Here is a 12550-nt window from a genome sequence, read left to right on the forward strand (position 1 = left end):
AGCTAAGTTTATGAAAAAAATAAAGATGAAGTTTTTTAGTCTAATATGCATGATGTTTATGGTAGTTTCCATGTTTGCCATGCCAGAAAAAATTCATGCGGCAGGTTTATCAGTATCTGCCAGTTCTGGTACGATTTATGTAGGAGATAGTGTAAACTTTACCGTTAGTGCATCTAATGGAGCCGGTAATATCAATATCAGTGGTGCAGTAAGTGATAGTGTATGGTTAGATAATAGTTCTAAATCATATAATGTTACAGGAAGCCAGCCTGGTACGATTACCATATCCGCTTCTGGTGTTATTGCGGACTATGATAGCGAAAAAGATATAAATGTATCTGATTCAGCAACTGTAACAGTTATTGCTAGACCTAGTGAAAAACCAAGTAATAATGGTGGTTCTACAAATACACAACCCGAACAGCCAAAACAGGAAACACCAAAAGAAGAACCAAAGGAAACTAAAAGCAGTGATAGTTCCCTTGTTTCCCTGGGTGTAAGTGAAGGAAAATTATCTCCAGAATTTAAGGCAGGGACTACATCTTACAAATTAAATTTGCCAGAAGGTACAAAAAGCATTAACGTCAGTGCGAAAGCAAAAGATGGAAAAGCAAGTGTATCCGGTACAGGTAAAATTGAAGTAAAAGATGGCGACAACGTTATAAATGTAACGGTTACTGCAGAGGATGGCTCTACAACTGTGTATACTATTAAAGCTTATGTGCAGGAAAAAGCAGTTGCAACACTTACCATGGGTGATAAAAAACTGAATGTATTCACAAATGTAAAAGGTGCAGCAATTGACAATAAAGCATTTGAAAAAACCAAAATAAAAATTAACAATACAGAAGTTCCAGCATGGAAGAGTGAAGCCCAAAATATCACATTGCTATATTTAAATGGGGACGATGGAAATAACTTTTATATTTATGATGAAAAGACACAGAAAGTGACATCTATTTATAAACCGGTTGGGGTATTAGGACAGAATCTGATTATTGTGAATGTTCCAGCTAATCTTCAAACACGTTCCAATATGAAATTTACAACAATTGAAGTGGATAAAGTGAAGTTTCCAGGATGGACATTTGAAGATGAATCTTTTAAAGATTTTGCGATTATTTATGCATTAGATCAAAATGGAAAAGAAGTATATTATCAATATGACAGTAAAGAAAAAACACTGCAGAGATTTTCTAATGCTGCAGCCATTTCCCAGGAAAAATATGATGCATATGTAAAGGAAAAAGAAAACAAAGAACAGACATTGATGTATGTTATTTATGGATTGGGTGCTGGATGTGTGGTATGTTTAGGACTTGCTGGTTATTTCTTTTTCCATGGTAGAAAACCAAAGGTGAAATATAAAAAAGTTGATATTGAAAAAGAAGATTATGAAAATCGATTCCATATAGAGAAAGAGGATGAATAAGGACAAATTTGTCCTCTTTTCTTTTGGAGAATGAAAAGGCTTTAAAAAAATATAAAAAAAAGCTTGAGTTTTCTTCCGAAAGTATTTTTAAACCTGTGAAATTATGGTATGATTATAAAGAATGAAATGAAACATTATACTAAGGGGGTCTAGCCTAGTGATTAAGAAAGAAATTTATGCTGCTGTAGAAATTGCGGATCATGAAATAAGGCTCGTAGTTGGTGAATTTTTTGATACTAGATTCAATATCTTGCGTGTAGAGAGAACCCCTGTCAAAGGTGTTGAAAACAAGAGAATCACAGATGAGCAAGATGTTGTTAACGGAATCCGTAAGGTTGTTAAACAAGCAAATGAAGCATTGGAATTCACAATTGAACGCGTATTGGTTGCGATTCCAAGCGTAGATGTAGAACGTCATAATAGACGTGTAAACGTTTATCCAGAAAGTGGAAGTAAACGTATTCGTCTATCACACATACAGGGTGGGTTAAATGAAGCAATTACATATAAACCAAATCCTGAACTTGAATTAGTCAATGTAGGATGCATTAAATATATCACAAATGGAATCACATCCAGAAAGATGCCAATTGATGAGAGTGCAGATATGATGATTATGGACGTGGATCTATTATACGCAAATAAAGATGTTGTATATTCCTATGCCAGATGTATTGAGAAAGCTGGTTTAGAAATATTAGATATTTGCCTTGATTCTTATGCGATTGCACAGGAAGCTGCGGTTTTTGAACAGACAGTGGACAAATATGTGGTATTAATTGATATTGCTCGACAGAATACAACACTTTCCTTATTTACACATGGTAAACTAGTAAATTGTGAGGTGTTGTCGGATGGTTATGGAAAATGGCTGACAAGCTTAAGGGAAGATTATCATTTAAAAGACAGTATAGGTTTTCGTTTAGTACAAAATACTTGTAATTTATTAGATGATATCGTCAAAGATAATGTCATTTACATATGGAGTGAACTTGGGGAACAAAAACAGATAAGTGAAAAAGGCGTTCAGGAAGCTATTATGCCATATCTGAAAGCATGGATCGAAATGGTCAATGAAGCATGTCTTCCAATTATTGAAAGTGGAGATGTTCGCTATCTGATTACTGGAGAAGGTTGTGAAATTCAATCATTACAGCAACTTCTTCCAAACTTTAACGCAAAAGCAACAATTTATGTACCTCAGACAATTGGTGCCAGAGATTGTTCTTTGGTCGCATGTCTTGGATTATTCTATAGCTGGAAAGAAGCTTTAAATATTCGTAAAGATGAACGAATCAGTTGTGATATCTATGAAGTAGAAAATGCTGTAGAAAGTGTAACAAAAAAGAGCGCCATGGATGATGAAGGCGGATTTACAAAAAAACTAAAAAGTATTTTACTAAATAACGATAAATAAGAGAGAGTGAGGAATTGTTTTTATGACAGATTTACGATTTGAACAAGTGGCAAATATTAAAGTATTCGGAATCGGAGGCGGCGGATGTAATGCTGTCAACCGAATGGTAAGCGAAGGTGTAAAGGGTGTAGAATTCTATGTTGCAAATACTGACTTACAGGTATTAAAGAATTCTCCTGTAGAAAATAAAATTGTATTAGGACGTGAAACAACACATGGTTTAGGTGCTGGTGCAAATCCTGAAGTAGGACGTCAGGCCGCAAAAGAAAGTGAAAATGAAATTCGTGAAGCAATCAAAGGCAGTGACATGGTATTTATCACTGCTGGTTTAGGTGGAGGTACAGGTACCGGAGCTGCTCCTTTATTTGCGAAAATCGCAAAAGATGAAGGTGCGTTAACGGTGGGTATTGTCACAAAACCTTTCACATTTGAAGGAAAAAAACGTTTACAGTCTGCGGAAAGTGGACTTGCGGAATTACGTCAGTATGTTGATTCACTGATTATCGTATCAAACAATAATCTGATTGAAGTTATTGGCAGAAAACCATTGACTGAAGCATTCCAGGCTGCAGATAATGTATTACGTCAGGGAGTTCAGACAGTTACAGATTTAATTGCTGTACCTGCCTTCATTAACTTGGACTTTGCGGATGTTCGTGCAATCATGGAAAATCAGGGTTCTGCGTTAATCGGTATTGGTATGGCAGATGGTGAAGATAAAGCAAAAATCGCTGCAGAAAAAGCTATTCAATCACCATTATTGGAAGCACAGATTTCAGGTGCTAAGAATGCAATCGTCAATATCACAGGTGGAGAATCAGTTACATTATTTGATGCAGAAGATGCAATGGCAGTCATTCGTGAAGCTGCTGGAAACGATATTGATGCAATCTTTGGTATCGCAATTAATGAAAACTTAGGTGACAGCATTATTGTTACAGTCATCGCTACTGGTTTTGAAATGCCTCAGGAAGAAGAAAAGCCTGCATTTACCCAGCCAGCAGCAAAACCTGCACGTCCTGAAGTAGAAAAAGTACGTTATCAGGAACCTGTTGATGATGACGATGATGAAGGTATCCCATCATTCTTCAGCAGAAGATAGTATGAAAGTTTATTATATCGATGACAGTTTTTTTCAGAACAGTCCTTTTTCTAAAGAAATGCTGGAACGTTTTCTGAATAAAATTGAACATCTGAATCAGGGGATTATATTAATCAGTAGTACCCACACATATGAAAAAGAAATCAAGCATTTTAAAGATGAAATATCATCTGATCTTGTGGTACTACAGAGTCCTGCAGTATTCGACATTCATGGAATACGCGGAAATTTAAGAAGCAGTTTTCTTGCTTTAGAAGATTTTGACAGCGTACAGACCTTTAGTGGAAGCTGTATAGAATATGATGTAGAAGCACATACCTGTGAACGAATCTATTTTGATTTATTTCCAAAGCATTATCATTTAAATGAACTGGAAATGTTTATGGATCATTTAGAAGATGTTTTAAGTGATAAGGTCAAAAACTTTAAAAAGAAGAAAGATAGAATCAGTTAGGATGACCGTATTTGGTTATCCTTTTTTTGACTCCTTTTGTCGAAGTGTTCATAATTCCTTTCATATATCCATAGTCTTTACTATGAAGGAGGGATCACATATGCCATATCGTATGAATCGATATCAGGTTCTAAAAGAATTAGGCAGTGATGAGAATATCGGCTTAAGTGAACAGGAGGCGAAAACAAGACTTTCCAAGAATGGAAAAAACGAACTGGTAAAACAAAAAAAAGAAACACCACTTCAGATGTTTATTGAGCAGTTTGAAGATCCGATGGTCATCATTTTGATTATTGGGGCAATCATTTCAATTTTCTTACATGAAATAATTGATGCATCTATCATTTTTGTGGTCATCATCTTGAATGCAATCATTGGCGTTGTACAGGAATTCAAAGCTGAAAAGGCAATTGATGCATTAGAAAAATTATCATCCCCCAAAGCCAGTGTTATCCGGGAAGGATATCTAAAAGAGATTGACTCTAAAGATTTGGTAGTTGGCGATATCATTGAACTGAGTGTTGGAAATTATATTCCTGCGGATATCCGCTTGCTTCAGGCAACAAACTTAAAAGTAGAAGAAAGTACATTAACGGGAGAAAGTGTTCCAGTAGAAAAAGATTGTGAAGCTGAATATGATGATGTAGTGGATTTACATGATCAGAAAAACATGGTATTTATGTCTACGTATGTTACATATGGAAAGGCGAGAGGTGTTGTTGTTCGCTGTGGTATGGATAGTGAAGTTGGCCATATTGCCGGCATGCTGTCAAAACATGAAGAAGATCCAACACCATTACAAATGCGGCTTGCACACTTATCGAAACTGTTAGGTATTTTATCTGTTGGTATTTGTATCGCAATGTTTATTGTAGCGATACTACAGGGTAGAAATCTATTTGATATGTTGTTGTTATCCATCTCGCTTGCGGTTGCGGCAATACCGGAAGGACTTCCTGCGGTAGTTACTATTGTTTTAGCACTGGGTGTTCAGGTCATGAGTAAAAACCATGCGATTATCCGTAAACTTCATGCAGTAGAAACTTTAGGCTCCATCAGCGTGATCTGTAGTGATAAAACAGGCACATTGACACAAAATCATATGAAGGTAGTCAGTACCTATGCCGATGGCATTCTTCAAAGATCAAATGAGGAGCTGCTGCGTGGTTTTGCTTTATGTAATGATGCAATCGTCAGTGAAGAAGTCATGGGGGAACCTACAGAAGCAGCGTTATTAACATATTGTGAACAACAGGGAATGCATAAAGCTGTATGTGAACGTAATTATATTCGTGTGAATGAGATACCTTTTGATTCTTCCCGTAAACTCATGACCACTGTTCATCAAAGTGATAAAGGATATATTGCTTATACCAAAGGTGCTCCGGAAAAGATATTGGATTTATGCACAACTGTACTCATAGATGGGAAACAGGTACGCATGAGTGCATTTGAAAAAAATCGTATTTTAGAAGCAAGCAAACAGGTCAGCTCAGATGCACAGCGTGTACTAGCACTGGCTAGAAAAACAATGAAAAGTGCACATGAGGATGCGATTGAAGGAAAGATGTGTTTTGTGGGCTTTGCGGGAATGATTGATCCACCTCGTGAGGAAGTAAAAGACAGCATTCAACTGTGTCATCAAGCAGGCATTCGTGTCGTCATGATTACTGGCGATCATCCCTTAACAGCTTTTGCAATTGCAAAACAGCTGAAAATAGCGAAACGTAGCGATCAGGTAATGACAGGAAGAATGCTGGATGAAATAAGTGATGGGGAATTAAAGGATAAAATCAGCAATATTTGTGTATTTGCCAGGGTAACACCAGAACATAAAGTACGTATTGTGAATGCATTTAAGAAACGTAAAGATGTTGTCGCTATGTCAGGGGATGGCGTTAATGATGCGCCAAGCCTGAAAAATGCTGATGTTGGTATCGCAATGGGGAAAACAGGAACGGATGTCTGTAAACAGGCCAGTGATATGATTTTGGCAGATGATAACTTTGCGACAATTGTTATGGCAGTGGAGCAAGGCAGAAATATTTATATGAATATTCAGAAAGCAGTATTATACCTGTTAAGCTGTAATATTGGGGAAGTCATGTCTTTATTCCTTGCGATTGTGTTTATGCCAAAGGTGGTATCCTGTTTAAGTGCGATTCAAATTCTATGGGTCAATTTGGTGACCGATGCTTTTCCAGCTCTTGCTTTAGGTGTAGATCCAAAGGATCAATACATTATGTCTGAAAAACCAAGAGATCGAGAAGAAAGTCTATTTGCACATGGTGGAATGATCTTTACTTTAATGAATGGCTTCTTTATCGGAACGATTACTTTAGTAGCTTTTCGATATGGTTTGACCACAAGTTCTCAAAACGCACAGACAATGGCTTTTATGGTATTATCCATGTCACAATTATTTCATTCATTAAATCTGAGAAGTATGCGCCACTCCATCTTTGAGGTAGGTATCTTCAAAAACAAATGGCTGATATTAACTGTAATCTTATCATTAGTGTTACAGATTGCAGTTTGTCAATTGCCTATCTTCCATACATTGCTTAAAACAGTATCATTAAGTATCGTAGAATGGGGCATTGTTTTTGGATTAAGCATGAGTGTGATCCTCATTAATGAAATCAGTAAATGGATTGCGAAAGATAAATAAGATATGGTATCCTTAATGTAGCAAAGATGAAAACACAGTCTGGTTGGTAGTCCAGACATATCCTTTATGGATATCAGTAACCCTCCTCCTTGGTCGTCCCTTCTTTGTGTTTGCAGCATATAAGGAGGAAGTCATATGGACAAAACAGGAATTGTGTTGCGTGTTTTCTTTGAAGATCCTTTCTGGATCATTTGGGTAGAGGTATATGTGGATGATCGACAGATGATTTCACGTAATGTTATACCAAAAGAATTTAATGATCAGGAGGTATATCATTGGATCATTCAACACTATGACCATTTACGTTTTTGTTCGACAGACAATGTGGTGGAGAAATCCATACACAAAAATCCCAAACGTTCAATTCGAGAGATAGCAAAACAGATGAAACAGCCTTGCGTATCCACCAAATCACAGAATGCTTACAAAAAGGCCATGCAAACATTTCTGATACAACAGAAAAAGGAGCATCATCAGGATGTATCATCTCAAAAAGTAGAACGATTTGAGAAAAAACAGCAGAAAAAGAAAAGAAAGCATCGGGGCAGATAACCCTGATGCTTTCTTACTTATGCTTCACTTTTTGGAAGGATAAGATTTAAGATAATCCCAACCAAAGCACTCAATGCAGTACCAGATAAAGTCATGAAGCTTCCAATTGGAAGAATGGCACCACCAAGTCCAATCACCAACATCGCACTGGCAATGACCAAATTGCGCTGTTTACCAAAATCAATTTTATTATCTACTAATACACGTAAACCATTGCTGGCAATCACACCATAAAGCAGAATACTCATACCACCCAGTACACATACAGGAATGGTAGATATAAAGGCTGAAATCTTTTGTACCATAGATAAGATGATCGCAATACATGCAGCACCGGCGGTAACATAGACACTACTGATTTTTGTCATACCGATGACTCCGGTATTCTCACCATATGTCGTATTGGCAGGACCACCCAAGAATGCAGATACGGCAGTGGCAATACCATCACCCATCAATGTACGATCTAATCCTGGATCTTTTAAGAAATTCTTACCGCATATTTTACCTAATACCGTATGATCTCCAATATGTTCTGCGATGGTCACAAAGGCAACCGGCAAGATTGCAAGTGTTTCAGGCCCAAAATACAGTTCATAAGTTTTAAAGTTACCCAAATGAAATGGTAGTATAAATTCAGGCCATGCGAACCATTTCGCTTCCATCACTGGTGTAAAATCAACTAAGCCAAAACATACAGATAAGATATAACCAACTAAAATCGCAATTAAGAAAGGAATGATTTTAAAGAAGCCTTTTGCTTTTGTGGAAATAAGTGCCGCAACCATAAAGGTTACAAGTGCAACAATCATCGCTTTAGGATCGCCACCTTCCACAAAGCCGGCATTTTTAACAGCATTTCCTGCCAAGCCTAATCCAATTACCGCAATCATTGGACCAATAACGATTGGTGGTAGTAATTTATCAATCCAATCCTTACCAATAAACTTCACAATAATCGCAACAATGACATAAATCAGACCAACCAGCATCAATCCAGTCTGTGCAGCACTTGGATTACCACCCAATGCTTCAATCGCAATTTGTACAGCAGTAATATACGCAAAAGATGAACCCAGATATACTGGAACTTTGCCTTTCGTACAAGCCGTATAAATTAGTGTACCAATACCACTGGCAAATAAGGCAACACTAACGGGAAGGCCGGTTAACGTAGGTACCAGAATGGTTGCGCCAAACATCGCAAATACGTGCTGGAAACTTAGAAACAGCCATTGCAGGTTGCCAGGACGTTCATTTACATCAAGAATCATCTGACTTGCAGGTTCTTCATGAAACTCATTCTCATCCAGAATAAGCGGCATTTCCTCTACTTTTTCTTCAAATATTTTTTTCATATAGACTCCTTTTTATTTAAAACCTACATTAGTATACCATAAATGCCCTGTAATCTAAATTTTGAATATAGGTTTTTTTACAAATTTATGGTACTATGGAACAGGTGATAGCATGCGATTTAAGAAAATATATATAGAAATCACAAATACTTGCAACTTAGCCTGCAGTTTTTGTATACAGAATCAAAGAAAACCTAAAATAATGACGATCGAAGAATTTACATATGTGATTGATCAAATCAAGCCATATACCAAATATATATATCTACACGTGATGGGAGAACCTTTATCACATCCAGATTTAAAACAATTCCTTTCCATATGTGAGAAGTCCAATATCATGGTAAACATGACAACCAATGGCACCTTGTTGAAACAAAAGGCGGATATTTTATTATCCTCCAAGATACGTCAAATCAATATATCCCTCCATAGTTTTCCACAGCACATGCAGGAAGCATACATAGAAAATGCCGTTATGGTGGGAAAACAGCTTGCTCAAAAGGGATGTTTTGTAAGTTATCGTCTATGGTGTATGAGGCATGGTATGTTAGATGATGCCACAAAAGCGATTGTGAAAAAACTGGAAACTTTATACCAATGTGAGATAAAAGAGATTGAAAAAGGATCTGTTCGTTTATCGGATTACACCTTTTTACATTTTGATGAAGTATTTGAATGGCCAGATAGGAACCATCCTTATGTAGGCGATGAGGGATATTGTCTTGGCATGAAACAAATGTGTGGAATCTTATCAAATGGAGATGTCGTTCCTTGCTGTTTAGACAGTAAAGCGGATATTTGTTTAGGCAATATCTTTGAAACACCAATGAAAGAAATTCTTTCCTCAAAACGTGTCATAGATATGGTACAGGCATTCGCAAAGCAAGAAGTTAAAGAGGAATTATGTCAAAGATGTAGTTATCGATTACGGTTTTCTAAGGATGCAAAACATATGTGATATATGATTATTCATATATTGCATTTTTTTATATTTTTAAATATCTATATTAATATAATTAATAGACATTAAGTGTGTTATTCGTTATGTAAGAGGTTATAATATAGACAAAGATTATGGTTAAAAGACGAAAGGGAGTGTGCTTATGTATTATTTGGATGTTGATACACCGATCATTAATTTTCAAGAATATCGAAATAGTTTATATGTTGATAAAACGTTGATGATCGATGAAATTCAAAAAAGAATCAGAACATTAAATAAATATGTTTGTGTGACTAGACCTAGGCGATTTGGGAAAACGATGAATGCGAATATGCTGGCTGCGTATTTCACAAAAGGGTATGATACACATGAGCTATTTAAAGATTTGAAAATTGCCCAAACGGAATCTTTTGAAAAACATATTAATCAACATCATGTGGTCTATATTGATTTTAGTAGAATGCCAGATTATTGTAATTCATATCATACTTATATTGATAGCATTATGAAAACAATTAAAGAGGATTTGATGAACATATATCCAAAACTTTCAGAAAAAAGCTATGATTATTTATATCAAATGTTTTTAGACACAAATGATTCTTTTATTTTTATTATGGATGAGTGGGACAGTATCTTTTATAAAGATTTTATGCAAGAAAAGGATAAAAAAGCTTATCTAGAATTTTTGAAAGGATTATTAAAAGATCAACCTTACGTAGAATTGGCGTATATGACAGGAGTGTTACCAATCGCAAAATACTCTGGCGGATCTGAGTTGAATATGTTTAAAGAATATAATTTTATGAACGATAGGATTTATGAAGATTATTTTGGGTTTGATGAAGAGGAAATTATTGAATTAACTAAGAAATACACGAAGCCTTCATTTGAAACATTAAAAAAATGGTATGATGGATATTACAAATCAGATGGTTCAAGTTTATTTAATCCACGATCTGATTCATCAGCATTAATAGATGGCATCTGTCTTAACTATTGGACCGAAACAAGGCCAATGAATGAAATAGCTGAATATATAGAACATAATGTAGATGCAGTAAGAGAAGACATTGTGAAAATGGTGGCAGGTATTCCTATAGAAGTAGAATTGGAAGGATATGGTGCAGAACAGTTACGCTTAGACAGTCGGGATGAGATATTATCCGCCATGGTGGTCTTTGGGTTCTTGTCCTATCATGATGGTTTCTTGAGAATACCAAATCATGAATTAATGGAAAAATTTCAAAGAGTGTTAAAAAGAAAGAGTATGGGTGGTGTCGCAGATATCGTTAATAATTCAAAAAATGTATTAGATGCGACAATCGCGATGGATGGAGAAAAAGTTGCACAATATATCGAAGAAGCGCATGATCGAGAAATACCATTCTTACAATATAATAACGACGCCGACAGGTGCACAGAGTGAAATAGCTTGTCATGTGTGATTACATTATGTTATCTATATGCAAGAAATTATTATGAAGTCACAAGAGAAGATAAGTTAGGTAAAGGTTTTGTAGATTATTTGTTTACGCCAAAGAAAAAAGGATATCCGGCAATCATCTTGGAACTGAAATATAATAAAAGCGCAGAAGAGGCAATTGATCAAATCAAAAAGAAAAACTATGTAGAACGAGTAAAAGATTTTGATGAAATACTGTTTGTTGGTATTAATTATTCTACAGATGCAGATGAGCATAAACATCATGATTGTATTATTGAAAAATATAAATAGGAATGATAAGCATTGTCTAATGAATTATATAGATAATGCTTTTTTCATAGTAAAAGAGGAAAAAATAGTCTATAATATAAAAAGAGATGAGGTGATGGATATGTATTATCTAGATACGGATATTCCTGTAGAATTATTTCAACGAGTATTAAAGAAAAAAATCTATGTGGATAAAAGTATGTTGATTGATAAATTTAATGATGTAATTGGTAGTGAAGATTGTTATTATTGTATTACTAGACCTAGAAGATTTGGAAAAACAATCAATGCAGCAATGCTTAGTGCGTATTATACAAAAGGATATGATACCCATGAGTTATTTGAAAATTTGAAAATAGCAAAAACGGCATCTTTTGAAGAACATATCAATAAACATCATGTGATTTATATTGATTTTAGTAGTGTTCCACAAAATTGTAATTCTTATGAACAATATATTACAAGTATATATGAAAAAGTGAAAAGCGATCTCATAGACTATTATAATATCAAAGTCAGAAAGACAGATGATTCGCTAAGTACACTGTTTTATGCAACGAAAGATAACTTCATTTTTATAATGGATGAATGGGATAGTATTTTTTATAAAAAATTTATGACAGATGAAAATAAAAAAGAGTATTTAGAATTTTTGAGAGGGTTATTAAAAAGTAAGACATATGTTGAATTAGCGTACATGACCGGCGTTTTACCAATCGCAAAGTATTCTAGCGGATCTGAATTGAATATGTTTGATGAATTAAATTTCATGAATGATGATGAATATGATTTATATTTTGGATTTCATGAAGATGAAGTAAAAGAATTATGTAATCAGATGAGTAGTATAGGATATGAAGAATTAAAATACTGGTATGATGGATATTATACCAGTGAAGGG

At 35.2% G+C, this 12550-nt stretch carries 11 protein-coding genes; 10 read left to right on the forward strand and 1 reads right to left on the reverse strand.

Translation table 11 applies throughout. From position 1 onward, the window contains the following. Positions 1-10 precede the first annotated feature (10 nt). The 6 genes from DW114_RS18180 (at position 11) to DW114_RS18205 (ending at position 7628) form a co-directional block, all read left to right on the forward strand. Positions 11-1432 (forward strand): cadherin-like beta sandwich domain-containing protein, encoded by a 1422-nt coding sequence (locus tag DW114_RS18180; RefSeq protein WP_117455327.1) that lies wholly within the window; start codon positions 11-13, stop codon positions 1430-1432. 157 nt (positions 1433-1589) lie between these two features. Next, positions 1590-2849: a cell division protein FtsA gene (locus tag DW114_RS18185; protein WP_117455329.1), complete on the forward strand. Its 1260-nt coding sequence runs from the start codon at positions 1590-1592 to the stop codon at positions 2847-2849. 22 nt (positions 2850-2871) lie between these two features. Continuing rightward, positions 2872-3951, forward strand: coding sequence for a cell division protein FtsZ (ftsZ, locus tag DW114_RS18190; RefSeq protein WP_117455331.1), 1080 nt, complete (start codon positions 2872-2874; stop codon positions 3949-3951). A gap of 1 nt (position 3952) precedes the next feature. Continuing rightward, positions 3953-4405, forward strand: a complete 453-nt coding sequence (locus DW114_RS18195; protein WP_117455333.1) for a hypothetical protein — start codon at positions 3953-3955, stop codon at positions 4403-4405. Between the two features lie 100 nt (positions 4406-4505). Continuing rightward, positions 4506-7076 (forward strand): calcium-translocating P-type ATPase, PMCA-type, encoded by a 2571-nt coding sequence (locus tag DW114_RS18200; protein ID WP_117455335.1) that lies wholly within the window; start codon positions 4506-4508, stop codon positions 7074-7076. Positions 7077-7211: 135 nt separating this feature from the next. Next, complete coding sequence (locus DW114_RS18205) at positions 7212-7628, forward strand: YjdF family protein (protein ID WP_117455337.1); 417 nt, start codon at positions 7212-7214, stop codon at positions 7626-7628. A 17-nt stretch (positions 7629-7645) separates the two neighbouring features. Here the strand turns inward: DW114_RS18205 and DW114_RS18210 are convergent, their stop codons facing one another. Next, positions 7646-8986, reverse strand: coding sequence for a uracil-xanthine permease family protein (locus DW114_RS18210; protein WP_117455339.1), 1341 nt, complete (start codon positions 8984-8986; stop codon positions 7646-7648). 112 nt (positions 8987-9098) lie between these two features. Between DW114_RS18210 and DW114_RS18215 the strand changes: the two genes are divergently transcribed. The 4 genes from DW114_RS18215 to DW114_RS18230 all read left to right on the forward strand — a co-directional run. Further along, positions 9099-9947: a radical SAM/SPASM domain-containing protein gene (locus DW114_RS18215; RefSeq protein WP_117455341.1), complete on the forward strand. Its 849-nt coding sequence runs from the start codon at positions 9099-9101 to the stop codon at positions 9945-9947. Positions 9948-10092: 145 nt separating this feature from the next. Beyond that, positions 10093-11361 carry an AAA family ATPase gene (locus DW114_RS18220; protein WP_117455343.1) on the forward strand — a complete coding sequence of 423 codons (1269 nt, stop codon included), beginning with the start codon at positions 10093-10095 and terminating at the stop codon, positions 11359-11361. A 15-nt stretch (positions 11362-11376) separates the two neighbouring features. After that, the gene (locus DW114_RS18225; RefSeq protein WP_158552345.1) at positions 11377-11670 is read left to right on the forward strand and encodes a PD-(D/E)XK nuclease domain-containing protein; all 294 of its coding nucleotides are present in this window, start codon (positions 11377-11379) and stop codon (positions 11668-11670) included. Between the two features lie 100 nt (positions 11671-11770). Continuing rightward, positions 11771-12550, forward strand: a 780-nt coding sequence (locus DW114_RS18230; RefSeq protein ID WP_158554340.1) for an AAA family ATPase, incomplete at its 3' end; no start/stop codon positions are given.

This window comes from Absiella sp. AM09-50, from assembly GCF_003433845.1.
Classification (GTDB): domain Bacteria; phylum Bacillota_I; class Bacilli_A; order Erysipelotrichales; family Erysipelotrichaceae; genus Hoskinsella; species Hoskinsella hominis.

Coding starts and splice junctions, on each gene's coding strand:
- DW114_RS18180 (WP_117455327.1), top strand. CDS start 11: ATGAAAAAAATAAAGATGAAGTTTTTTAGTCTAATATGCATGATGTTT.
- ftsZ (WP_117455331.1), top strand. CDS start 2,872: ATGACAGATTTACGATTTGAACAAGTGGCAAATATTAAAGTATTCGGA.
- DW114_RS18195 (WP_117455333.1), top strand. CDS start 3,953: ATGAAAGTTTATTATATCGATGACAGTTTTTTTCAGAACAGTCCTTTT.
- DW114_RS18200 (WP_117455335.1), top strand. CDS start 4,506: ATGCCATATCGTATGAATCGATATCAGGTTCTAAAAGAATTAGGCAGT.
- DW114_RS18205 (WP_117455337.1), top strand. CDS start 7,212: ATGGACAAAACAGGAATTGTGTTGCGTGTTTTCTTTGAAGATCCTTTC.
- DW114_RS18210 (WP_117455339.1), bottom strand. CDS start 8,986: ATGAAAAAAATATTTGAAGAAAAAGTAGAGGAAATGCCGCTTATTCTG.
- DW114_RS18215 (WP_117455341.1), top strand. CDS start 9,099: ATGCGATTTAAGAAAATATATATAGAAATCACAAATACTTGCAACTTA.
- DW114_RS18220 (WP_117455343.1), top strand. CDS start 10,093: ATGTATTATTTGGATGTTGATACACCGATCATTAATTTTCAAGAATAT.